16 protein-coding genes, 1 pseudogene and 2 riboswitches are annotated in these 22,586 nt (G+C 56.6%); of the genes and pseudogenes, 11 read left to right on the top strand and 6 right to left on the bottom strand.

All coding sequences use genetic code 11. The features are described 5' to 3' along the window. The first annotated feature begins 49 nt into the window (after positions 1-49). From WFM49_RS06530 to WFM49_RS06515, 4 genes are all read left to right on the top strand, one after another. Positions 50-1,135, top strand: coding sequence for an ABC transporter substrate-binding protein (locus WFM49_RS06530; RefSeq protein WP_080747931.1), 1,086 nt, complete (start codon positions 50-52; stop codon positions 1,133-1,135). A gap of 71 nt (positions 1,136-1,206) precedes the next feature. Next, positions 1,207-2,973 (top strand): ABC transporter permease, encoded by a 1,767-nt coding sequence (locus tag WFM49_RS06525; RefSeq protein ID WP_336972408.1) that lies wholly within the window; start codon positions 1,207-1,209, stop codon positions 2,971-2,973. Beyond that, entirely contained in the window at positions 2,970-4,040 is a 1,071-nt protein-coding gene (locus WFM49_RS06520) for an ABC transporter ATP-binding protein (RefSeq protein WP_336972406.1), read from the top strand. The genes WFM49_RS06525 and WFM49_RS06520 overlap by 4 nt, the downstream gene beginning before the upstream one ends. A gap of 91 nt (positions 4,041-4,131) precedes the next feature. Continuing rightward, positions 4,132-4,219, top strand: a riboswitch (glycine riboswitch). Positions 4,220-4,223: 4 nt separating this feature from the next. Further along, positions 4,224-4,304: riboswitch (glycine riboswitch) on the top strand. A 48-nt stretch (positions 4,305-4,352) separates the two neighbouring features. After that, entirely contained in the window at positions 4,353-5,714 is a 1,362-nt protein-coding gene (locus WFM49_RS06515) for a D-amino acid dehydrogenase (RefSeq protein WP_031232121.1), read from the top strand. On the opposite strand, the pseudogene WFM49_RS06510 reads toward WFM49_RS06515, so the two are convergent. The 3 genes and pseudogenes from WFM49_RS06510 to WFM49_RS06500 all read right to left on the bottom strand — a co-directional run. After that, a pseudogene (locus tag WFM49_RS06510) lies at positions 5,659-7,035 on the bottom strand (ATP-dependent DNA helicase); the annotation flags it as partial. The gene WFM49_RS06515 and the pseudogene WFM49_RS06510 overlap by 56 nt on opposite strands. 797 nt (positions 7,036-7,832) lie before the next feature. After that, on the bottom strand, positions 7,833-9,500 hold the full coding sequence (locus WFM49_RS06505) for a VRR-NUC domain-containing protein (RefSeq protein WP_254499335.1): 1,668 nt from the start codon (positions 9,498-9,500) through the stop codon (positions 7,833-7,835). 39 nt (positions 9,501-9,539) lie between these two features. Then, entirely contained in the window at positions 9,540-10,049 is a 510-nt protein-coding gene (locus tag WFM49_RS06500) for a MarR family winged helix-turn-helix transcriptional regulator (RefSeq protein WP_336972400.1), read from the bottom strand. Between the two features lie 85 nt (positions 10,050-10,134). On the opposite strand from WFM49_RS06500, the gene WFM49_RS06495 reads away from it, so the two are divergent. Continuing rightward, positions 10,135-11,004: a DMT family transporter gene (locus WFM49_RS06495; RefSeq protein WP_336972398.1), complete on the top strand. Its 870-nt coding sequence runs from the start codon at positions 10,135-10,137 to the stop codon at positions 11,002-11,004. 101 nt (positions 11,005-11,105) lie between these two features. On the opposite strand, the gene WFM49_RS06490 is transcribed toward WFM49_RS06495, so the two are convergent. Next, positions 11,106-12,413, bottom strand: a complete 1,308-nt coding sequence (locus WFM49_RS06490; protein ID WP_021446672.1) for an aminotransferase class I/II-fold pyridoxal phosphate-dependent enzyme — start codon at positions 12,411-12,413, stop codon at positions 11,106-11,108. Between the two features lie 77 nt (positions 12,414-12,490). Here WFM49_RS06490 and WFM49_RS06485 point away from each other — a divergent pair, with 77 nt between their 5' ends. Further along, positions 12,491-13,294 carry a YggS family pyridoxal phosphate-dependent enzyme gene (locus tag WFM49_RS06485; protein ID WP_009454526.1) on the top strand — a complete coding sequence of 268 codons (804 nt, stop codon included), beginning with the start codon at positions 12,491-12,493 and terminating at the stop codon, positions 13,292-13,294. Continuing rightward, on the top strand, positions 13,291-13,560 hold the full coding sequence (locus WFM49_RS06480) for a hypothetical protein (RefSeq protein ID WP_009454527.1): 270 nt from the start codon (positions 13,291-13,293) through the stop codon (positions 13,558-13,560). The genes WFM49_RS06485 and WFM49_RS06480 overlap by 4 nt, the downstream gene beginning before the upstream one ends. 140 nt (positions 13,561-13,700) lie before the next feature. Here the strand turns inward: WFM49_RS06480 and WFM49_RS06475 are convergent, their stop codons facing one another. Both WFM49_RS06475 and WFM49_RS06470 read right to left on the bottom strand, forming a co-directional pair. After that, positions 13,701-15,017, bottom strand: a complete 1,317-nt coding sequence (locus WFM49_RS06475) for an MFS transporter (RefSeq protein ID WP_060185882.1) — start codon at positions 15,015-15,017, stop codon at positions 13,701-13,703. 268 nt (positions 15,018-15,285) lie between these two features. Further along, positions 15,286-16,425 carry an FAD-dependent monooxygenase gene (locus WFM49_RS06470; RefSeq protein ID WP_009454531.1) on the bottom strand — a complete coding sequence of 380 codons (1,140 nt, stop codon included), beginning with the start codon at positions 16,423-16,425 and terminating at the stop codon, positions 15,286-15,288. A 414-nt stretch (positions 16,426-16,839) separates the two neighbouring features. Here WFM49_RS06470 and WFM49_RS06465 point away from each other — a divergent pair, with 414 nt between their 5' ends. The 4 genes from WFM49_RS06465 to WFM49_RS06450 all read left to right on the top strand — a co-directional run bounded on the left by WFM49_RS06465 (position 16,840) and on the right by WFM49_RS06450 (position 22,331). Continuing rightward, positions 16,840-17,319 carry a MarR family winged helix-turn-helix transcriptional regulator gene (locus WFM49_RS06465; RefSeq protein WP_336972394.1) on the top strand — a complete coding sequence of 160 codons (480 nt, stop codon included), beginning with the start codon at positions 16,840-16,842 and terminating at the stop codon, positions 17,317-17,319. Between the two features lie 79 nt (positions 17,320-17,398). Further along, a complete protein-coding gene (locus tag WFM49_RS06460; protein WP_257113357.1) occupies positions 17,399-18,562 on the top strand; it encodes an NnrS family protein in 1,164 nt (387 codons plus the stop codon). A gap of 167 nt (positions 18,563-18,729) precedes the next feature. Next, positions 18,730-20,652: a PIG-L family deacetylase gene (locus tag WFM49_RS06455; protein WP_336972390.1), complete on the top strand. Its 1,923-nt coding sequence runs from the start codon at positions 18,730-18,732 to the stop codon at positions 20,650-20,652. Positions 20,653-20,897: 245 nt separating this feature from the next. After that, positions 20,898-22,331 (top strand): hypothetical protein, encoded by a 1,434-nt coding sequence (locus WFM49_RS06450; RefSeq protein ID WP_254499339.1) that lies wholly within the window; start codon positions 20,898-20,900, stop codon positions 22,329-22,331. The last annotated feature ends 255 nt before the right edge of the window (positions 22,332-22,586 follow it).

The following is a 22,586-nucleotide window of genomic DNA, read 5'->3' as shown; positions in this document are numbered from 1 at the left end:
CTAAAAAAAGTCCCGCATCATGACGGGACTCCAAACCAAGGAGACTCGAATGTCAGCATTCACCATCCCTAGCCGCCTTAGCCTGCTAGCCCTGTCACTCAGTGCCAGCATGCTTGCCGGTCAAGCGGCCTGGGCACAAGGCGATCAAGCGCAAGCCGCCGAAAAAGAAGGCAAGGTCATCGTCTACTCAACGACCGATACCAAGGCAGCCGCTCCGCTGATTTCCGCCTTTGAAGCGGCCAACCCCAAGATCAAAGTCGAATACCACGACATGAACAGCACCGAGCTGTACAACCGCTACATCAGCGAACAAGCCTCGGGCAGCAATAGTGGTGACGTGGTCTGGAGTTCGTCCATGGATTCGGCCATGCGCCTGGCCACGGACTACGCCGCCAGCTACGCCTCCCCTGAAATCCCCTCCCTGCCCAGCTGGGCCGTTTGGGAAAACAAGGCGTTTGGCACCACCTACGAGCCTACGGTGTTCATCTACAACAACCGTTTGATCAAGCCCGAGGAAGTGCCCAAGACCCACGCCGAACTGGCCAAGCTGGTCGAAAGCGACAAGGACCGTTTCCGCAACAAGGTCACCACCTACGACATCGAGAAATCCGCTGTGGGCTATATGCTGGCCGCTCAGGACAGCAAGAAAGGCGACAGCTACTGGGATTTCATCAAGGGCGTAGGCTCGGCCAATCTGGTTCTGCAATCGTCCACCGGCACCATGATGGAGCGCGTCAGCTCGGGTGAAAACCTGATTGGCTACAACTTGCTCGGTTCGTATGCGGAAACCCGCGCCGCCAAGGATAAAGCCATCGGCATTGTGTACCCCTCGGACTACACCCTGGTTCTGTCGCGCGTGGCCTTCATCAGCAACAAGGCACAAAACCCCAATGCCGCCCGTGTCTTTTTGGACTACATGCTATCCAAAGACGGTCAGGACATCCTGGCCAACAAATCGGAACTGGCTTCGATTCGCTCTGACGTGGAAGGCGATAACGACGTGGACGGCCTGACCAAGAAACTGGCGGGTGTGGAACTGACCCCCATCCCGGTGGATTCGTCCCTGCTGGACTTCCTGAAACAAAAGGAACGTCTGGACTTCATCAAGCAATGGCGCGCTGCCGCCAATAAGTAAGACGCTTCGTCTTTGAATCGGGTGGTGGCCCTTGCCGCCACCCCGCCTCTTTTCCGCCTGGAATCCTTATCATGCAAGCCTTACGCCTTCGGTGGCAGGCCTGGCCGCGCCATGTCGTTGTTCTAATAACGGCATTGGCCATTTATGTGCCGCTTAGCCTGATCATCATCCAAAGCCTGCTATCCGCCCCTTTCTTCGCGGCTGACAAGTCTCTGGGGCTGGATGCCTTCCGTTTTATTTTCGACGACCCGGACTTTTACAAAGCCCTGGGTAGCGGTTTCATCATGGCCTTTGGCCTGGCCGGTATCTCGATTCCTTTAGGTGGCATTCTTGCTTTCCTGATGGTGCGTACCGATTTGCCCGGTCGTACCTGGATTGAACCGCTGATTCTGGTCCCCATTTTTGTCTCTCCCATGGTGCTGGGCTTTGGCTACATTGTTGCCGCCGGGCCTGTCGGATTTTTCTCCACCTGGACGCTGGACCTGATCGGTTTTGTGCCCTGGAACATTTATTCCTTCACCAGCATTGTCATCATTGCCGGTCTGACCCACGTTCCACACGCCTACCTGTACATTTCCTCCGCCCTGCGCAGCATGGGTTCGGACGTGGAAGAAGCCGCCCGTAGTGCCGGTGCCAGCCCTTGGCAAGTAATGCGCTCGGTCAGCCTGCCCATGGTTCGCCCGGCCATTCTCTATGCCTGCGTGCTGCTGTTTTTCCTGGGCCTGGAAGTGTTTGGTCTGGTTCTGGTGCTGGGTGATCCCGAGGGCCACCTGGTCCTGGCCACCTACTTGTACAAGCTGACCAACAAGCTAGGCATCCCGTCCTATCACCTGATGGCCGCGGTTGCCGTAATTCTGATCGCCATGACCATTCCTCTGGTGATGCTGCAACGCCGTCTGATGCGTACCGCCAACCGCTTTGTAACCGTCAAGGGCAAGGCTTCCCAAGCTCGCTCGCTGCCACTGGGCCGCTGGCGCTGGGCTGCCGCAACCCTGGTTGCACTGTGGCTGTTCTTTACCGTGATCGTGCCGGTTGTCGGCGTGGTGCTGCGTGCCTTTGTGTCCAACTGGGGCATTGGGGTGTCGCTGATGGACGTGCTTTCTCTGGATGCATTCAGACAAGTCTTTGGGCAAGCCAACCTGCTGCGCGCCATTCTGAACTCGATCGCGATTGGTGTGTTTGGGGGTGCCTTGGCAGTGACCTGCTACACCCTTATCGGTTTGGCCATGCACCGCAAGCCAGACGGTATCACCCGCTTCCTGGACTACAGCGTACTGGTGCCACGTGCGGTGCCCGGTCTGCTGGCCGGTCTGGCCTTCTTGTGGATGTTCCTGTTCGTGCCCATGTGGCTGGACCAGTCCCTGGAAAACGGCTGGTTGTCGGTATTGCCCATGGCGGAATGGCTGCGAGGCTCGGTCGTCGGTCCCATGCGTGCCCTGCGCAGCACCATCTTCAGTGTGTGGCTGGCCTATAGCGTGGTTTGGATGGCGTATGGCTTGCGCCTGATCTCCTCTACTCTGCTGCAAGTAGGTCCTGAACTGGAAGAAGCGGCCCGCAGTACGGGTGCCCGCCCCGGTCAGGTCACACGCCAGATCACCCTGCCTTTGGCAAAATTCGGCCTGATTGGCTCCTGGTTGCTGATGTTCCTGATTTTCGAGCGGGAATACTCCACCGGCGTGTACCTGCTGACACCCGGTACGGAAACCATTGGCTCCATGCTGGTGTCCCTGTGGGCCACCGGTGCCATCGACATTGTGGCTGCCCTGTCTTTTATTAATATCGTTCTGGTGGTCATTGGCCTGACCATCGCATTGCGCTTCGGAGTGAAACTACGATGACCGAGCTGACTGTAGACAATATCCACCTGGCCTACGACCGCAACCCCGTTTTGAAAGGGGTCTCCATGAGCCTGAACAAAGGCGAAGTGGTTTCCCTGCTGGGTGCCTCGGGCAGCGGCAAAACCACCTTGCTGCGCGCCGTTGCCGGGCTGGAACAACCATCCCAGGGCCGCATCGCCATCAATAATGACGTGCTGTACGACTCGCAGGCCCGTATCGACCTGCCCGCTGAAGCCCGCAATCTGGGCCTGGTGTTCCAGTCCTACGCCTTGTGGCCACACATGACGGTGCAGGAGAACGTCGCTTACTCCTTGACGCTGCGCAAGACACCCAAAGCGGAAAGCCGCCAGAAAGTGGACGCCATTCTGGATCAGCTGGGCTTGAAAGGTCTGGGCGAACGCTACCCCAGCCAGCTGTCTGGCGGGCAACAACAACGTGTCGCCATTGCGCGTGCTCTGGTCTATAACCCGCCTGTGATCTTGCTGGACGAGCCGCTGTCCAACCTGGATGCCAAGCTGCGCGAAGAAGCCCGCGTCTTCCTGCGCGAGCTGATTGTGCAGATGGGTTTGTCGGCTTTGATGGTGACCCATGACCAGGCGGAAGCCATGGCGATTTCGGACCGAATCTTGCTGCTGAACGGTGGTGAAATCGAGCAGCAAGGTAGCCCGCAAGAGGTCTACAGCAATCCCAAGACGCTGTACACCGCCGAGTTCATGGGCTCGAACAACCGTCTGCAAGGCAAGGTGACGGAACAACGTGACCAGCAAATTCGCCTAAGTGGGCCCGGCTGGGAATTGTGGGGCCATGCCGCCGCTCCCCTGAACGCTGGCCAGCAAGCCACCGCCGTGATTCGTGTCGAACAAGTGCAGTTGAATGCACAACCCGGCCCCGATACGCTGCAACTACAACTGTCCACCAGCATGTACCTGGGCGACAAGTGGGAGCATGTTTTCCGCATGACCGACCCGTCTGCCGGCACCTTGCGTGCTTTCGGGCCCGAGCCCCTGCCCAGTGGTGTGCATCACCTGCAATTGCCACCCTCCAAACTGTGGATTTACCCCTCCTGATCCCCAGCCCAAACCGGGAGTTGCCCCCAGCGGCTCCCGGTTTACCCTGATTGCAAAATTTTGTAAGCACAGCTACTGTAGTCGCGTCACTACAGGCGGTATGAAAGAGACCTGTTCAGTCAGGCGCCGACGGAGCAACCACCCCGGAATCTCTCAGGCAAAAGGATCGTACCAGCCCGACACTCTGGAGAGCGGCGTTTGACGCCCACCGAAGGAGCCCAACCAGACACACAGGTTGGATAAACTCTCAGGTCACAGGACAGATGGGGTATTGCCACTACTCGGTGGTAATTCACCTGTCAGGAGCCTGTTATGTCGCATATTGCCGTCATTGGCGCCGGTATTTCCGGAATCACCACCGCCTACGCCCTCAGCCTGAAAGGCTATCAAGTTACCGTTATTGACCGTCTGCGCTACCCCGCGATGGAAACCTCCTTCGCGAACGGTGGACAGCTGTCTGCGTGCAACGCCGAAGTCTGGAACAGCCGCAGCACCATTCTCAAGGGCTTGAAGTGGATGATGCGCAAAGACGCCCCACTGCTGTTCAACCCCAAACCAAGCTGGCATAAATACAGCTGGATGGCGCAATTTGTGGGCGCGATTTCCGGTTACGAGCGCAACACCGTGGACACCGTCAAGCTGGCCATCAGCGCCCGCGAGAATCTGTACCAGTGGGCCAAGGACGAAAACATTGATTTCGACCTGGAACAGCGCGGCATTCTGCACATCTACCACACCCCCGGCGGCTTTGAATCTGGCAAGAAAGTCAGCCAACTGCTGCACAAAGGCGGCTTGGAACGCCGCACGGTTACCAACGAAGAAATCCACCAGATCGAACCTGCTCTGCAAGGCACCTACTACGGCGGTTTCTTTACGCCTTCGGACGCCACAGGCGATATTCATAAATACACACGCGGTCTGGCCGATGCCTGCGCCAAGCGCGGCGTGAAGTTCCTGCAAGATACGGAAGTCCTGGGTATTGATTGCGGCCCACCACACCGCATCCAGTTGCGTACCGGTGAAGGCGCTGAAGCCCACACCCATACACTGTCTGTGGATTCCTTGGTAGTTTGCGCTGGCGTGGGTAGCCGTCACTTGGCCCATATGCTGGGCGACTACATCAACATCTACCCGGTCAAAGGCTATTCGATTTCCGTGTACCTGGATACGCCGGAAGCCCAACATGCCGCCCCTTGGGTCAGTTTGCTGGACGAAGAAGCCAAGATTGTGACCAGCCGTCTGGGCAAGGACCGCCTGCGTGTGGCCGGTACGGCGGAATACAACGGCGCCAACAAGGACATTCGCGCCGACCGTATCGCCCCGCTGACCAACTGGACCCGTCGCAACTTCCACGACGCGGCTACCGACCGTGTTGTACCGTGGGCTGGCTTGCGCCCCATGATGCCGGACATGATGCCGCGCGTAAAAGCAGGCAGCCGCCCAGGCGTCTACTACAACACCGGCCACGGTCACCTGGGCTGGACGCTGTCGGCCGCCACCGCACAAATCATTACCGAAGTGATTGCCCAGAACGAGCGTCAGTCCGCACCTGCTCAATTTGCCACCAGTCCGGCAGCAACTGCTGCACCCGCCGCTGCCCATAGCGCTCGTCCAGCAGATACACAAAGCCTTGATCCTGTTCATCGCGAATCACACGACCCGCGGCCTGTGTAATCTTGCGTAGTCCCGGATACAGATAGGTATAGTCATAGGCCCGCCGCTCCCCAAAGAGCCGGGCCATGACTTGTTTGACGGACTCATTGGCCGGATTGAACTGCGGCAAACCCAGGGTGGCAATAAAAGCACCGATCAAGCGTTTACCGGGTAAATCCACCCCTTCTGAAAACGCCCCACCCAGCACCGCTAAACCCACTCCCTTCCCATCCAGCGTAAAGCGGTCCAGAAACTGCGTTCTTTGCAGATCGCTCATGCCCGGTTGCTGATGCCAAAGCGGCATATCCGGCCAGCGCTCCTGCAAGGCCTGACTGACCTGCTGCAGATAATCAAAGCTACTCAAAAACAAGAGATAGTTGCCCGGCTGCTCCTGATACGCCTGCCCGACAATATCGCAAACGCCGCTCAGGCTCTGGGCCCGGTCGGCATAGCGCGTGGACAGACCGGCATACTGGCGTACCCGTAACTGCTCGGCCCGATAAGGAGATGCCACGTTCAACTCTGCTGTGCTGGGCGGCAGACCCAAGACATCACGATAAAACTGCGAAGGGTTCACGGTGCCGGAGAACAGCACCACACCATGCGCGTCGCCATAGCGTTCGGCCAGAAACGGAGCAGGCACGATATTGCGCAAGTTCAGGAGCACGCCATCGCGCTGCGCCAAAATATCGAATAAGGAATGCGAGCCGAACTGTCCGGCCAGGTCCACAAAGTACAGCAGCTCGAAATAGAACTGCAGCAAGGGGCTGTCTTGCGGCATGGGATTCTCGGCCACATAAGCGCCTAAACGGGCCGCCAGATAGTCGCACTGCTCCAGCAAATCCTCCGGGATCTTTTCCAGCCCCCATTGGTCACCGCCTTCCTCAGGTATCAAGTTCTCCATCAAGCGAGTCAAAGGGGCGAAATGACGCTTCAAGGCCGAAGGCGAGGCTTTACGCGCCATGCGCAACTGCACTTGCGAGAAAGACGCGGAATACATGGAACGGGCACGTTCAACCAGATTGTGAGCCTCATCCACCAGAACCGCGCTGCGCCATTGCTGGGCCAGGGTCTGGCTATACAGCACCGCATGCGTGTCGAAAAAGTAGTTGTAGTCGCCCACAATAGCGTCTGCCCAACGCAGCATTTCCTGGCTCAAATAATAGGGGCAGACCTGATGCTCGCTAGCCACTTGTTGCAAGCGCTGGCTAGTCAGCATGGGTTGCTCCAGAGCTTGCTGACGGGCAGCCGGAAGACGGTCGTAAAAACCTTCGGCCAAAGGACAGGACTGACCATGACAGGCCTTATCCGGATGGGGGCACTGCTTGTCACGGGCCACCATTTCCAGCACCCGCCACGCACCCTCGCCTTCCGGGCTTAAGCGCTGCAAGGCGTCCAGCGCCATTTGCCGACCGGAGTTCTTGGCCGTCAGATAAAACAGCTTGTCCAAACCCGCCTCGGGCATGGCCTTCAGGCCTGGAAATACGACGGCCAAGGTTTTGCCAATACCGGTGGGCGCTTGGGCTAAGAGGCACTGTGCGTCACGTTGGGCCCGGAACGCGGCCACGGCTAGCTGTCGCTGACCGGCACGAAATTGTTCATAGGGAAACTGCAACGCTGTACAAGCTTGATCGCGCGCCAGCCTGTGTTTTTGCTCCTGCCGCCCCCACTCTACATAAGCGCGGCATTGCTCCTCGAAAAAGGCCCACAGCGCTGCGCGCTCCATATACTCGGAGATGCTGGTCTCTTTGTGCTTGTCCACGTGGTAATACACCACGCTAACCGTCATCCCCGGCAAATCACGCTCCTGGCACAAGATGGCGGCATAGACCTTGGCTTGTGCCTGATGCAGACGTCTATGGTGCTCGGGGATAGCATCAAAGGCCCCACGATAGGTTTTCAGCTCCTCCAGGCAGTTGCTGACAGGATCAAACCCATCGGCTCGACCACGCACCAGCAGTCCTTCCATCTCGTACGACAGGGGCACCTCGACTTCATAGTGCTCGGGGCGACGCAGCTTTAGCTGCTGGTGGCCAAGGATACCTTCCTGTGCTGTGGCCGCAGGCGTAAAGCGCAGGTCCAGATCCCCGCTACGTGCAGTAAATTCGCATAAGGCTCGTACACCTACCGTCCAGGCTTTCATGGTGATTCAGGCCGGGTCACATAGCAAACACGCGCAGGGATGGCATGTTGCTCGAAATAACTTAACCAACGCCGCTGGTTGTCTTGCAAGCGGTCTCCGGGGCCTTTTACCTCAATCAATTCATAGCTTTGCTGAGCCGGCATGAAGCGCACCAAATCCGGCAAACCGGAACGGTTGTCCCGCCAATCCTGCAAGATACGCTTGAACACCAGCTGCAAATGCTGGGCGGGGATGCAATGCAAGGCCTGTTCGATCAAGGATTCATCCAAGGCGGGCCAGATCAGCAAGGGGCACTGTATGCCGCGCTTTTGCTGCCAGCGTTGCCAGATCACGGTTTTATAGTCTGCACCGTCCAGCACACTTAAGGATTGATCAAACAAGTTTTGTCTGCGCGACACAAAGTCCGGGTTACCCCAATCGGCCGGACAGGCTTGATAAGGGTGGAAAAATGCACCGGGCAAGGGAGCGAAAATGGCATCCCAGCTCAACAATCCCAATAAGGCCGGAAACAAGGCGTTTTCTACGTAAAAAACCGGAGCCAAGGGACTATCCCAATGGGCCAACACTTGGGACTCGACCCGATTGCCGTCATCAAACAAAACCAGATCACTACGTTGCGTGCGGCTTGTAGGTTTAGTGGATGGCGGGCTGGGCGGAGCTTCTACCGCCAGTTTTCGACGCAGCCGGGGCAGCATACGCAGCAGCTTCTGGGTTTCACTCTCATTTTCGGGCTGCTCCCACGCCTGACAAAACAAGGGCCAAGCCCCTTGATGCTTGTCCTGACGCTCCAGCACCCGCAATTGACGGTAACGGGCGCCCGGCCAGTTGGTCTGCACATAGGCTTGCTCGGCCAACGGCCACCAATGTTGGCGCTCGGCTTGCTGGCCTAGCTGAAACAGGGTTTTCGCCTTGCGTCGTTGAAGCCAATCACTGTCGGTCTCAACAGCCTGAACAGCGGCAAAGCGTTGGGCCCACAGATCTGGATCGGCCTCGTCTTGCGCATCACGCAGCTCGGACAAGGCTTCATACAGGCGCACGTCCTCATTATGTCGAAACGCCCGACTAGACTGATCCAGAATCACAGTTTCGTATCTATACAAGCCAAGATCGCTGAGCACGAACTCGGACCAGTCCTGGTAATGATTACCAAAGAACAATAGTTGCAAACGCTGTGCCCAATGCATGACTTGTGGTGAGAGACGAAGCGTCGGAGCGTGCAGGCCGGGATCTGCACACCACTGCGTAAAAGGCCGGGCCTGTTCGCCCTGCGTCTGGCCAATCCATTCCAGATAGTCTGACTTGCGCCCGGTGGCTGGCAGCTCGCTGAACAAGCGGCGCAGCTCGGGAACGGTATGGACAGCAAACAACGTTTCCAGATCCAGTTCAGGATCGGTTTCTATCAGCTCGCAAGCCGCCAGCTCTTGCACGGCCTCTTCCAAATTTTCGATCTCGGCATAACGCAGCTTGTCGATACGGAACACCGGGCCTTTACGCATCAGCAAGCGTACCAGCAAGGCTTGCGCAGGCTGGGAAGCATGTCCAAAACGATGGCCACATTGGACGTGTTCAGGCTCCAGCAGGTCGGAACTGGCGTGCTGTACCCACTGCAAAACCTGGTGAAAATTGTGCAGATAATAAAAAGGAGGAAGCTCGGGCGGAATCATAAGCAGGCTGTGTATATATCCAGCTACTTTAGCACTCCTTCAAGCCGGGCGCGACTCCAACAAGCGCATCCAGTCCCGTAACAAGGTATTCAGGTTCTGGCGCTGCATGGCATCCAGCCCTTCCAACAAATTTTCTTCATTGGCCAAATGATCCACCACGACCGCATCCACACAGGCCAGACCCGCAGGGCTCAAACGCACCAGAATACGGCGGGCGTCTTCCGGGTCAGCAATGCGTTCGATCAAGCCCTGCTTTTCCAGGCCCTGCAAGCGATGCGTCATGGTGCCGGAGCTAACCATCAAGGTGGAAAACAAGGCGGTAGGCGCCAAGGTATACGGCGGGCCGGAGCGGCGCAGACTGGCCAGCACATCAAATTCGCCCAGCTGCAGGCCGTGACGCCTGAAGTTCTCGCTCATTTGTTTTTGGACCAGTTGAAAGCAGCGTGTCATGCGGCCCAGCAAGGCCATGGCGTCCAGGTTCTGCAAGTCTGGCCGCTGCTCGCGCCATTGATTAATGATCAGGTCTACCGCGTCGTGTTCTTCGCTCATGATTTCTCGATTTCGATATTTATCTTGATATTAAGATAAATCATCCCTACACTGGCATTTATCTCGACATCAAGATACTTTCATCATGAACCGACTTTCTCTTTGGCTGGTGACGGCCTTGACCGCACTAGGCCCCGCCATCTGGGGTTCCACTTACATTGTGACCACAGAAATTCTGCCCCCCGACCGCCCTTTTATCGCGGCCTTTTTGCGCTGCTTTCCCGCTGGCGTGATGCTGCTCTTGTGGAGCCGACGCATGCCCGCCCCAGGCGACTGGGGCAAGACCCTGATTCTGGCAGCCTTGAACATCGGGGCATTTCAAGCCTTGCTATTCGTTGCGGCCTACCGTCTGCCGGGTGGATTGGCTGCCGTTGTGGGTGCGGCTCAACCCTTGGTGGTGATTGGCCTGGCCTGGGCTTTGGAAGGCAAACGTCCGGTCACCATGGCCCTGGTCGCCTGCGTGATCGGTATTATCGGCATGGGTATTTTGCTGCTATCGCCAGAGAGCCAATGGGATACCTGGGGCATGGTCGCGGCCATTGTCGGGGCCCTGTGCATGGCCTTGGGCACGTACCTGTCGCATCGCTGGCGCAGTGGCATGCCCATTCTGGCCTTCACGGCCTGGCAGTTGATGCTGGGTGGACTGATGCTGGCCCCTCTGGCCTTTTGGCTGGACCCACCGCTGGACAGTTCCTTGAGCGGCGTGCAAATCGGTGGCTATCTCTACCTGTGTCTGGTCGGTGCACTCCTGGCCTATACCCTGTGGTTCCGCGGGATTGCCGTTTTACCCTCTGTGGCCGTGTCTTCGCTGGGTCTGCTTAGCCCTTTGACCGCTGTAATTCTGGGGTGGCTGATTTTGGGTCAGGCCATGACAGGCTCCAGCCTGCTGGGCATTATTCTGGTGATGGGCAGTGTGCTGGCGGTGCAGTGGATCAGCAATCGTCCCGCCAAATAAGCATCTCGCGCCCATAAAAATAGCGCCCCTATTAACTATCTGGATGGGCGCGTAAGAGAGTTCACTATCTTGCTACTCCGCTAGAAGCAGCAAGATAGTGACTAATAGCGTTCTTGCAGAACTTGAGCCAAATCGCTTGCAAAGCGTTGAGCGTCTTTGGCATTCAGATTCGCAAAACTGACACGCAAGCCTTGAGCGGGATTGCTCACCCCAAAGACTTGGCCGGATCGAACCAGCCAGCCACGTGCGGCCAAGCCTGCCAGTACCGGCTCGGCTTCCCGATCCAGCGGAATCCACAGATTGAAGCCTTCCTCGCTATCCCAAAAAGGAATGCCCTGCTTTTTCAAGGCTTGCATCAGATCGGCGCGAGCCTGTACGTAAGCGGCTTGTGCAACACGAGTCTGCGCCTTGATGTCGGCATCGGTCAGCCCATGAACCACCATTTGCTGCAACAGATGGCTGACCCATTGAGCCCCCGAAGCCAGACGTTGCGACAAGCGCTCGCTGGTTTGCAGGTCTGACGCGACCAGAGCCACGCGCAAATCCGGGCCCAGGCCTTTGGACACCGAACGGATCAAGGCCCAGCGCAAATGGTCGGCAGGAATCACATTTCGATAAGGGCTGCTGGCCAGCATCCAGAAGTGGTCGTCAATCATCAGCAACAATTCGGGATACTGCTTCAGAATTTGCTCGATCTGCTTGGCACGGGCACGGCTTAAGGAACATCCCGTAGGGTTGTGCGCGCGCGGGGTCAGAATCAAGGCGCGCAGACCATCTTCCAAAGCCGCCTCCAGCGAGGCCGGCACAATCCCTTCACTATCAACAGCAATACCCACTGGCTTGTAGCCCAGCGTATGCACGGAGTTGATGCTGTTCAGGTAGCCGGGATCTTCGATCCCGACCTTATCGCCCGCCAGCAAAAAGGCTTGCAGCAAGCGCTCGATCGCGTCGACTGCGCCGTAACTGACGTGGTAATCGGTATCGGGGGGGGTGTCTTTATGGAACACCTGCTGACATACGGCGCGCAATTCGGGCACCAACGGATCGGCGCCGTACAAAGCCTGGGTTTGACCGCGCACCCCGGCTATCAATTGGGTAGGTGCAGGCAAATAGCCCGGCGCCGGATTGCCACTGGCCAGATCCTGCAAGGCCGAGCTGGCCCCATGCCCTTCCCGCGCCAGCTCCCGGATCGCTTCACGAATCCTTGTACCGCGACGGCCTTGTGCATCGGCCACCCCGGCCGAGACCAGGCGCTTGTATGCCAGGGCAACCGTATTGCGGTTCAAGCCCAGTGTTTGAGCCAGTTCGCGTACCGGCGGCAAAATCTGGCCCGGAGCGATTCGCCCCAGTGCCACTTGCTGTCGGATATCATCGAAAAGTTCCTTCGCATTGCTTCCCTGGATATTCATTTTGACCTATGACATAATAGTTTATGCGCGACCCGCAGGGTCGAGTTTATCTTTTTTTTCTTCCTTACTGGTGCGCCATGTCCGAATCCGCCCCTGATCTACTTCACACCGAGCATTATCCCACCTCCACCAGTGTAGAGGCATTTCGGGAACGCATTGCCCTGGTACAACAACGAATTGATGCCGCCTGTGTGCGCTACGGGCGTGCCGCTGGCGATGTACGTTTGCTCACCGTCAGCAAAACCTTCGGGATTGATCGCATCCGCCTGGCTTACCAGGCTGGTTGCCGATTGCTGGGCGAGAACAAGGTGCAAGAGGCCGAAGGCAAGTACGAAGCCCTGCGCGAAGAACTGCCAGATTTGGAATGGGCTGTTATTGGACACCTGCAAAGCAATAAAGCCAAGTCTGTTGCACGCTTTGCTTCTGAATTTCATGCACTGGACAAGCTCAAGACCGCAGAAGCCCTGGACCGCCGCTTGCAAATTGAAGGCCGCAGTCTGGACGTTTTCGTCCAGGTAAACACCTCCAACGAGGACAGCAAGTTCGGTTTACCCCCGGAAGAAGTCCATGCTTTTGTCCGCGAATTACCACAGTTTTCTGCTTTGAAAGTCAAAGGCCTGATGACCTTGGCCTTGATGGACGCTGACCCGGAACGGGTACGGCCTTGTTTTGCCCTGCTGCGCAATTTGCGCGATCAATTGCGCAATGACATTGCCCACGCGGAAAACATCCGTGAGCTGTCCATGGGTATGTCGGGTGACTATGAAGTCGCTATTTCCGAAGGCTCCACGATTGTGCGCGTTGGACAAGCCATTTTTGGTGCACGCGCCACGCCCAATAACTTTTACTGGCCCGTCTCCGATACGGCAACAACATCATGAATCCACTACGCCTGATCATCCGCCAAAACGGTAAAGAAATCGGACACTTTGAGTCCAGCCCGTGCTGCCCACCCGAGCAGCTGTTTACCGTGGCCCGCCACCTGATGACGCTGCCTGACAGCGAACTGGAACTGCAACAAGCCAAAGGCGAACACCGCATTCTGGATAGCGGCCCGCACGGCATACGTGTTCTAAGCGCACAGGTTTTGTACGAAACTGTTGATTTGCAAGCCTGGTTGCAACAGGGCAGCAAAGTTACTGCCTGAACCTGATTGGTGTTCGGTCACAAGCCTGACACCGTGGTTCGGCAAAGCGGCGTACCCAAGACGCCGCAACCATAAAAAAACATACCCGGCTAACAGCCGGGTATGTTTTTGTGTTTCAGACGACAGGAGCAAACAGCAACTTAGCGGTTCACCTGTTTGGCTGGCAAGGCGAATGCCAACAAGCAGCTCACCATCAAGCTACCGGCAAACAGCCACAAAGCGGCGCTGCCCGAGCCTGTCAGGTCGGTCACCCAACCAATCAGGGAGTTGCTGACCAGACCGGCGATATTAGCCAAGGAACATGCCAGAGCAAAACCGGTCGCTGCGGCAGTGCCTTTCAGGAACGTCGCTGGCAAGCTGAAGAACACAGGCACAGCACCCATAATCACAGCCGAAGCGACGGTGAAGGCCAGAACGGTCAACCAGGCATGATGAGCCACAAAGGTACTGGCAACCAGCGCAACCGCACCGATAGTCAGCGGCACGATCAAGTGCCAACGGCGTTCACGGCAACGGTCCGAGCTGGCACCAATCATCAGCATGCCCACCACACCGGCCAGCGATGGAATCGCCGTCATCAAGCCAATCTGGAAAGGATCCTGCACACCTGCCGCACGAATAAAGGACGGCATCCAGAAGCTGATGGAGTAGGTACCCAATAGAATGGAGAAGTCGATCCCGCCCAGCATCCACACCTTCAGGTTGAAGAAACCATCTTTAAAGCTGTGCTTGACACCCTTGCCTTCGGCATCGTCGGCAGCCAGGTCAGCAGCCAGACGAGATTTTTCATCATTACTCAGCCATTTCGCAGACTGATAGTTGTTTGGCAAGGCCCAGAAAGTCAGGAAACCGAGCAGCACGCTAGGAATCGCCTCCAAAAGGAACAGCCACTGCCAACCACGCCAACCGTTCATGTGATCAAAGTGACCAATAATCCAGCCGGACAAAGGACCACCAATCACGCTGGACAAAGGCAGGCCAATCATGAACAAGGCAATGATCTTGCCGCGTCGGTAAGTAGGAAACCAAAGGGTCAGGTAATACAACACACCTGGCAGGAAACCGGCTTCTGCCGCACCCAGCACAAAACGCAGAATGTAGAACTGCGTCGGCGAGGTGACAAACATGGTCAGGCCAGAGAGCAGACCCCAGGTAATCATGATGCGGGCAATCCACAGCTTGGCACCCACACGTTCCAGAATCAGGTTGCTGGGTACCTCAAACAGGATGTAGCCCAGAAAGAACAGGCCAGCACCCAGACCGTAAGCCGTTTCACTCCACTGCAAATGATCGAGCATCTGCAGCTTGGCAAAACCCACGTTGATGCGGTCCAGATAAGCAGCCAAATAACAAAAGCACAGAAAGGGGATCAGACGCCAGACGATCTTCTTATAGAGATCTCCGTTTCCGTCCCGACCTGCAGGCACAGCCGTGGGACTTTGGATAGATGAATGCACCTTGTATATCTCCAGATAATTATTGGTATGCCTGGTGAACCAGAAAACTGCCTAAGAACAGCGCCTGACAGAACACAGCAGGGCCCTGAACGCGTCCGCATTCCCCCCATTGGGCTGCAGACCGTTTACAGATGAAGAATGATGTATCAACGGTGACTCCCGACTGGACATACCTGCTTTATCTATAAAGGCAGGCCAGACACAGCGGGACCCGATCAGATTGATGCGCTGAGCCCGGATCGCTCCCGGACTCAGCACCGTGCACTGCTTAGCTGGACTTCAGGTCCTGACCGTACAGGTCGTAGCCGTAAACCCAGGCCGGATCCTCTTGCGTACGCAAGAAGGTATTGGCGTTGGAGACAGACTGAACACGAGTCGCACGCTCTTTGCGGTTGAGCTCGTACAGATCGAAAGCCGTACGGAAATCCGACAAGCCGGTCTCTTGCAAGCAGCGCGTCAACATGGCGGCATCCTCAATCGCCATGCAAGCCCCTTGAGCCATGTGAGGCTTCATGGGGTGACATGCATCGCCCAACATGACCAAACGACCACGGCTCCACAAAGGCAGCGGATTACGGTTACGCAATGGCCACTTGGTAATGCTTTCAGTCGATTTGATCAGATTCTGAACCGTGGAATGATAGCCTTCAAATGCGGCCAGCATCTCTTCTTGCGAGCTGTCTACGTACGCACCCTGGAAATCCCAGGCAGGATGTGGCACGCCAGTCACAAAATAGTATTCATCACGTTTGCCAGTGGTGTAGTACACCATCATGTGACGGTCGTCTGTCCACCATTTCACACAGTCCTCGAACTCGTCGGCAAAGCGAGCCAGGTTTTCGCCACGGATCAGGGCACGGTGTGCCACCCAGCCGCTGTAAATCGGGTCTTCTACACCCAGCAGGGTTTCACGGATCTTGGAGTGGATGCCATCGGCACCAATCACAATGTCAGCCGTTACGCTGGTGCCATCGGCAAATTCCAGCAAAACGTCGTCACCACGGTCCACCAGATTTTGCAACCGCTTGCCAAAGTGCACGGTGCCCGGCTTGATGCTGTCAATTTGCAAAGCGTGCATATCGCCACGGTGCACGGTGATGTACGACGCACCGTATTCTTTCTTGGCAAATTCACCCAAAGGGATACGGGACAGGTAGTCACCCGTTTCGCCATCACGACTGAACCAGAAATCCGGGTGCGAACCCATATCGTCCAGCGCTTTTTCCAGACCCATGCGGCGGAAAATCTTCATCACGTTGGGGCCCACGTGGATACCGGCACCCAAACGCGAGAATTCTGGCGCCTGCTCAAATACTTCTACCTCAAAGCCAGCTTGCTGCAACAGAGTCGCCGCAGCGGCTCCGCCAAGACCGGCCCCTACAATCGCAATCTTGACTGTTTTTTCCATCGTTAGCTCCAAATCACGGCACTCATCAAAAGTGCTCACCACATGTTTTTTTAGTAGTGTACACACTAAGTTTAAGCATGAAAACAGGTGATTGAGCTAGGGTTTACACCTATCCAAAGGAGATTTAAACAGCCCATAAAGAAGCTTTAAACAAGCTATTAAAACAATAATATCAAGAAGTTAATTAAAAAATCAAAAACAAAAACGAGCCTTGAATATCCATACCTCAAATTTATTTAATTTTCCGATTTAACAGTGTGTAGACTCATTTATTGCGGTGCACACCCTGAAATAACAGATGCTTTAAACGCGAAATAACTGATCTGGATCAGACGTGAACCGGTCCTCAGGAAGGTATACTTGCTCAGTTGTTCTTTAACTGGCCTGCCCATTCCACAACAAGACAGAAAGACTATGCAGCCTACCTCCCCCATTTCTGAGCCTCAAACCTTGTCCTACGATGTCACCGAACAAATCGGCCACCTGCTGCGCAAGGCGGGCCAGCGGCATACGGCCATCTTTCAGCATTACGTGGGCGACAGCCAACTAACTGCGATTCAGTTCGTGACGCTCTGCGCTCTGCGCGACCATGGACCCAGCTCGCAAACCGAGCTGGTCGAAGCGACGGCGGTCGACCAGGCCACCATACGGGGCATTATTCAGCGCCTGAAATCACGCAACCTGATTGAACTGGCACCGGACAAGGACGACAGACGCAAGGTCATTGTGGAGCTGACCCAGGAAGGGCTGGACCTGCTCGATCGTGTCATCCCTCGCGCCCATACCATCAGCGAACTGACCATGGGCAATCTGAACCCCGCAGAACGCGTGGCCATCGTCTATCTGCTGCGCAAGATGATAGACAGCACCCTGGATATGAGCGACAAAGAATAAGGCTGAACATCACTTGAAGAGACTATGTTTTATTCGGCCTTTAAGATATATTTAAAATACATCTTATAACTGATCTGCCATGACTCCTTTGACTGCCTCCCCCGCCTCTACCCGCCCAGAATGGCGCGCATTCCTGGAACTGGGATTTCGTCCCCTCTATCTTTTAGCCACGCTTTGGGGCGCTGCCAGCATTGCGCTCTGGCTCTATACGCCCGGATGGCTGGCCAATGCGGCCATCCCTTCCCTGTACTGGCACGCCCATGAAATGCTCTGGGCCTTTATCGGCACCATTGCCGTGGGATTTTTGCTGACTGCCAGCGCCACCTGGACGGGGCAACCCACCTTGCGTGGCCCCTCTTTAGGGGCCTTGTGTCTGATCTGGATTCTGGCGCGCTTCAGCCTGCTACTTCCCCATGGCATGATGGCGGCATTGCTGCTCGATGCCCTCTTTTTTGCCATTGCCGCAGCTGAACTGGGGCGCGTCATCCTGATCGCCCGCAACAAGCGCAATTACGGTATTCCGCTCGCCATGCTGGCTTTGGGTCTTAGCCATGCGCTGTTCATGTACAGCCTGATGCAAGGGCAAGACCCCATGCCCTACTTCTACAGTGGCTTCTGGACCATGGGCTTGATCACCTTGCTGATTGCCCGTCGCATCATCCCCTTCTTTGCCATGCGCGCCTTGCCGGGCCTGAGCCTGCCTGCTCAAACTCGTAGCGGCCATTGGCAAATGGGCTTGAGTGCCATCGCCATTGCCTTGTCGCTGAGCCCCTGGCGTTTGTCATTAGCCCTGGTTCTGGCTGCTTTGGGCTTGATCGCCTGCTTCCAGTGGGTACGCTGGAAACCCTGGGCCAGCCGCAATACGCCACTACTGTGGATTCTGTACCTGGGCTATGCCGGTCTGGCACTGGGTCTATTAAGTGCTGCGGCATATGAAGCAGGCTGGATTCTGCGCGCAGCCTGGCCGGTACATATTGTGGGTCTGGCAGGTTTCAGCGTGATGATTATTGGCATGCTGACCCGTACTGCCCTGGGTCATTTAGGCCGCCCCTTGCGTGCCACACCCAAAGTGGTGCTGGGTTACGGTTTCCTGATTGCCGCCTGCGTCTTGCGCTTGCTGGCCCTGATCCCAAGCAGTTGGAGCCTGCCCTTGCTGCATGCGGCTGGCCTATGCTGGATTCTGGCCATGCTCAATTACCTGCATCAGTTTGCCCCCATGTTGATTCGCCCCAGATTGAACTGATCGCAGCGTCGGCGCCACACTTTAAAAAGCAAAGTCCCTGGCACCGTTTATCTTTATTTTCTGCCTGACCGTGCCTGCTTATACTAAGCAGGCACGTTGTTTGCACCCTCTGCAAGCAACGCGGGACGGATCGTTCTGATCCTTGTTTTTTCCGCGCTCTCATCCTCATGTATCTCGCCTTTTCGGCTGGTCCTTCCCTGAAACACAGGCTGCTTGGCGGACTGTGTGCTTTGCTCTTGTCGTTTTCTGCCCAGGCCGCCGACGCTTGTCACGGCAGCCGGGATCTGGTCGTCGTGGGCCATATGGATGACGATCTGCTGTTCATGAACCCGGACCTGTCCAGCAATATCCAGGCAGGTGGCTGCATGCAGGTTCTGTATCTGACCGCCAGTGAACGCAAAGGCGGGCTGGAATATATGTACAGCCGCGAGCAAGGTGTGCGCGCCGCCTATGCCTATATGGCCGGGCTGGTCAATGAATGGCAGCAAACCCGCTTGATGGTCGGCAGTGCCTCGATCGCGCAATTTACCTTGCGAGCCAGGCCGGGCATTCAGCTTAGTCATTTGCGTCTGCAAGACCCTTGGCTGGGCCCCGGCTGGGGAAGCCTGACTCCCTTGAGCCGTGCAGAATCCGTACCCGGCCAAACCGTACAAACACTGGATAGTCCTCAACAAACATTGAACCGCGAGCAGCTGGTTCAAACGCTGGCGGCCTTGATACGACTGTATCGGCCTACCAGCGTTCGCTATCTGGATGACACCAATCCCGTGCCTTACACCCAGCTGTGCTGGCGTTGTAGCGGACACGGGCACCCGGACCATATCGCCAGCGCCCGACTGGTTCGGGAAGCCATGCTGGCCGCCCCCGGCAATTACGCGCAAATTGGCTATGTGGACTACCCGATTCAAGAACAGGCCCGCAATCTGACCTTGAATGAAATTCACAGCAAAACCGAGATTTTCCGGCGCTACGCCTGGCATGATCAACACGCCTGCAAAGGCCCCGCTGTGTGCCAGGAACCCGCTGGTCCTGCCGCCGCCTGGGTACAACGTAGTTACTACACCAGCCGTGCCGACTATCCGGCCAGCCTGTTAAGTGACAAGGAAGGCAGGCTCAGCTTTTTCGTCTCGGGTGAACAAAACGACGCCATCAATCAATGGGATGTGCAAGAACAGCGCTGGACCACCCTGGGCGGACGCACAGCGGATGCCTTGAACGCCTTCCAGTATGCAGACGGCAGCCCCGGCCTGTTTGCACGCGATGCAAGCGGGCAAGTCTGGTTCAGCCGTGCCCCAGATGAGGATGACTGGTTGGCCTGGCAAAAAATACCCGGCCCACGCGTACTGCACACGCCGATGGTCAGCCGCCGTGACAGCCAGGCTTTGGCCATGGGTACCGATGGCCGCTTTTACTGGAGCGCCGCCCGTCAGCCTGATTACGGCTGGAGTGCCTGGAAAGCTCTCCCTGCACTGGAACAGGCCGCCTACCCCGCCACTCTAAGCCTGGATAAACAGGGACGCGCCCATGTATTTGCCAGCAATCTGCAAGGCCAGCTTTTCCAGACCTCTCAGCAAAATGATTCGACATGGCAGGCCTGGCAAGCGGTTCCGGTCCCTCCCATCAGCGGCGGACTGGCTTCTATCCTGAATGCACACGGTCAGATTGAGCTGTATATGCGGGATCGCCAAAGCCAGCACTTGCAGCGCCTGAGCCAAGACAGCCAGCAACGCTGGTCTCATCCGCAAGATCTGGGTTTGAACTACGTAGGCACGCCCGCTCTTAGCCTGGGCGAAAAAGAACAGGTTGTTGTGGCGATTCAAAAGAGTCCGGGTGGTGCCATTGTGCTACTTGATCAAGGGCAGGAACAGGAAGTGGACAAGCAATCCGCGTCCCAGCCCGTTCTGTACAAGCAAAACGGCACCCTTTACCTGGCCAGTCGTCCGATTGGTCCCGAGCAGCGCTATCGATTATTGGAACGCCGTCACGGCAAATGGGTGCAAGTAGCATTGACCCAGGCTCCACCACCAGGAGGTGGACAGTCCTTTAGCGAGGCCCCTGCCTTCATCAGCCAAGACTATGTGCAGCCTTGAGGAGCGAAGCATCCGCTTAAAACGTAACAAAGTACGCAGGCATGCGCCGGGCTTTCAAGACAAAGCCGGGCCAGGAAACGAATCCAGTTATTGATCCAAGCCCCAACCATAAACCCGGAATCCAGGGCCATATCGTAGTATCTTGTTGCAACAGTGTGCGCTGGCTCTCTCAGCTCCAGTACAATCGCCCGCTAACGGCCACCGGCTTATCGGTGCCTTACTCTTTTAGCTACTCTTCAGAGATCATGAAGCCAACTACCTTATTTGCAGCCCTGTTGGGCGTCGTCATCGGCGCCGGTGGCGCGATTTATTACGCCAAAAACGTACCCGTACCGGCCAGCGGCCCGGTCAGCAGCGCCCCCAGCAGCATAGGTGCTGCTCAAACCCTGGTATTGGGCCAATCCGTCTCCGGCGAATTGACCAGCAAGAGCTTCTTGAACCTGAGCGATGGCGTACGCAGCAGCCTGTTTGATGTGAAGGCTGAAGCCGGCCAGATCATCAAGATCAGCGTGAGCGGTCCCCTGCGCCCGCAAATCAGCGTGCTGCGCAACGGCGAACTGGTCACCCGTACCCAGCGCTGCGAAGACTGCCCCGATAGCGAAACCAAAGGCCAGGCCACCACACTGGGCTTCAAGGCGGATTTCAACGACACCTACCAAGTGGTTGTCAGCGGCTTCAACACCAGTTCCTACGGTCCGTTCCAGGTCGTCGTCGATACCCTGAAAGCCTACACCGGCGAGCCTTTGACTCAAGACCAGACCATTCATGACTGGGCACTGGGCGGCCAGAAGCGTTACCGCTTGAATATCGACAAGGACGGCTTGTACAGCCTGGCCATGAAGGCCGAGCAAAACAGCATGGACGCCTATCTGAAGTTGATGGATCGTCGCGGCATGGAATTGGCCTCGGACGATGACAGCGGTGGCGGTACCGATGCACGCTTGCAGGTGTACCTGAAAGCCGGCGAATACATCGTGCAGGCCAGCTCGGCCATGGGCGCACAAAACTTCCAGGGCGGTTTCTCGCTGGAGATCAAACCTGAAGAAATGTCTGGCGAGATCGAGCTGAAAAACGGCGACAGTCTGACTCTGGACGGCGATGGCAAAACCGGCCTGTTCACGGGTGAAACCCAAACCTACAGCTTCACCTTGTCCGAACCCAAACTGGTCACCGTGCAAATGGACGCCCAGGGCTTCCAGGCCACGATGGAAGTAGACTCCACCAGTGCCAACCAATACGGTGATGAAGCCGGCCAACAACGCGTCCGCGGCGTACTGGCTGCAGGCGAACACCAGGTGAAGATTTCTGGCTCCAACCAGGCTGGTCTGTTTGCCCTGTCCGCCTCGGCTGATGAAGTCCCTGCCAATGCCGGCGGCGGAACCATCCGTGTGGGTGAGCCTCGCCAGGCTCTGATGCTGCAAGGCATCACCAGCGACAGCTACCAGTTGACCGTACGTCAACCTGGCAGCTACGTCATTGACATGACCTCGCCTATCTTCGATACCTACCTGGTGCTGCGTAAAGACGGTCAAACCATTGCTGAAGACGATGATAGCGGCGGCGACATGAACGCACGTCTGGAAGTCCAGCTGGAAGCGGGCGAATACGAAGTCAAAGCCATGTCCTTGGGCAGTTACGACCAGGATATGGAATATGAGCTGTCGGTAAAACGTCGTTAAGACCATTCAGACAAGCTGATATCAAGGCTGAAAGCTCCCGGGCTTTCAGCCTTTTTTCTTGCCTGGCGGCCATCCTGGCCTTGATCTGAGGCAAGAGTCTTCACGCTACGGGTATACACCTAAGCACGCTCACCCTGCCCGCAAAGCCGCACTGATATTGGCTTTAAGAAGTGCTCCCCCTCCTTTTTTGCCTGACGTTTGATCTGCTTACGATTTGCTTTTGGGATTACCTTGATAATATAAATGCAAATCATT

This window comes from Alcaligenes sp. PF14 (assembly GCF_037150615.1).
Taxonomy (GTDB): Bacteria; Pseudomonadota; Gammaproteobacteria; order Burkholderiales; family Burkholderiaceae_B; genus Alcaligenes; species Alcaligenes phenolicus.
Note: the sequence above shows the minus strand (reverse complement) of the source record. Positions and strands in the feature narration are given on the sequence as shown.

Coding starts and splice junctions, on each gene's coding strand:
- WFM49_RS06530 (WP_080747931.1), top strand. CDS start 50: ATGTCAGCATTCACCATCCCTAGCCGCCTTAGCCTGCTAGCCCTGTCA.
- WFM49_RS06525 (WP_336972408.1), top strand. CDS start 1,207: ATGCAAGCCTTACGCCTTCGGTGGCAGGCCTGGCCGCGCCATGTCGTT.
- WFM49_RS06520 (WP_336972406.1), top strand. CDS start 2,970: ATGACCGAGCTGACTGTAGACAATATCCACCTGGCCTACGACCGCAAC.
- WFM49_RS06515 (WP_031232121.1), top strand. CDS start 4,353: ATGTCGCATATTGCCGTCATTGGCGCCGGTATTTCCGGAATCACCACC.
- WFM49_RS06505 (WP_254499335.1), bottom strand. CDS start 9,500: ATGATTCCGCCCGAGCTTCCTCCTTTTTATTATCTGCACAATTTTCAC.
- WFM49_RS06500 (WP_336972400.1), bottom strand. CDS start 10,049: ATGAGCGAAGAACACGACGCGGTAGACCTGATCATTAATCAATGGCGC.
- WFM49_RS06495 (WP_336972398.1), top strand. CDS start 10,135: ATGAACCGACTTTCTCTTTGGCTGGTGACGGCCTTGACCGCACTAGGC.
- WFM49_RS06490 (WP_021446672.1), bottom strand. CDS start 12,413: ATGAATATCCAGGGAAGCAATGCGAAGGAACTTTTCGATGATATCCGA.
- WFM49_RS06485 (WP_009454526.1), top strand. CDS start 12,491: ATGTCCGAATCCGCCCCTGATCTACTTCACACCGAGCATTATCCCACC.
- WFM49_RS06480 (WP_009454527.1), top strand. CDS start 13,291: ATGAATCCACTACGCCTGATCATCCGCCAAAACGGTAAAGAAATCGGA.
- WFM49_RS06470 (WP_009454531.1), bottom strand. CDS start 16,425: ATGGAAAAAACAGTCAAGATTGCGATTGTAGGGGCCGGTCTTGGCGGA.
- WFM49_RS06465 (WP_336972394.1), top strand. CDS start 16,840: ATGCAGCCTACCTCCCCCATTTCTGAGCCTCAAACCTTGTCCTACGAT.
- WFM49_RS06460 (WP_257113357.1), top strand. CDS start 17,399: ATGACTCCTTTGACTGCCTCCCCCGCCTCTACCCGCCCAGAATGGCGC.
- WFM49_RS06455 (WP_336972390.1), top strand. CDS start 18,730: ATGTATCTCGCCTTTTCGGCTGGTCCTTCCCTGAAACACAGGCTGCTT.
- WFM49_RS06450 (WP_254499339.1), top strand. CDS start 20,898: ATGAAGCCAACTACCTTATTTGCAGCCCTGTTGGGCGTCGTCATCGGC.